Source organism: Dellaglioa sp. CoH-56-MRSF-13, assembly GCF_056782095.1.
In genome coordinates this window covers 1-490 of sequence record NZ_JBXAYC010000051.1, presented here as the reverse complement: position 1 = coordinate 490, position 490 = coordinate 1, and the positions used below count along the sequence as shown (strand labels likewise).

Below are 490 nucleotides of genomic sequence, written 5' to 3'. Positions count from 1 at the left end.
CTGGAATGTCGAACTTCTCGTAGGGCGGCCACACGCCTCCTGTGATTCGGTCGATTACGCGGGCACCATGTGCACTACTGGTGGTGCCGAATTTGCGGTTTGGTCGCGCATTATACAGGAACTCGAACGTTGCTTCGCAGTACATACGTTTCCATGCGCGTCGCGCATCTAGTACCTGACGCATGCGTTTCTTCACTCTACTGACCTTCATGAATTCTCCTAGAAGTCAACAGGACCATCATTGAAGCTAGACCTGTTGCTTGTTTGCTTCAGATAGTCCTTCAATATCTTCAGGTCCTTATCCGAGATGATGGGTTTGAATCGCGGGCTCAAGCAGCCCCACCACTCGTTAGCCAAACACCTGCGATACACGTTGCTGTCGTCCAAGAAGATACGCCAGATTGGCTCGGGCTTGCCCTCGAACGGTGTCAGCACCCGAGCCCCGCGCTGTTCTGCGTTCTCCATGTTGCTGGACATAATCACGCTATAC

At 52.9% G+C, this 490-nt stretch carries 2 protein-coding genes; both read right to left on the bottom strand.

Going from position 1 to position 490, the window contains the following annotated elements; all coding sequences use genetic code 11:
* A partial coding sequence (locus tag AC1RP1_RS07820) for a hypothetical protein (RefSeq protein ID WP_481762694.1) occupies window positions 1–196 on the bottom strand: 196 nt, incomplete at its 3' end.
* Window positions 197–219: 23 nt separating this feature from the next.
* Window positions 220–490 (bottom strand): hypothetical protein (locus AC1RP1_RS07815; RefSeq protein WP_481762693.1); only part of this gene is annotated, 271 nt, incomplete at its 5' end.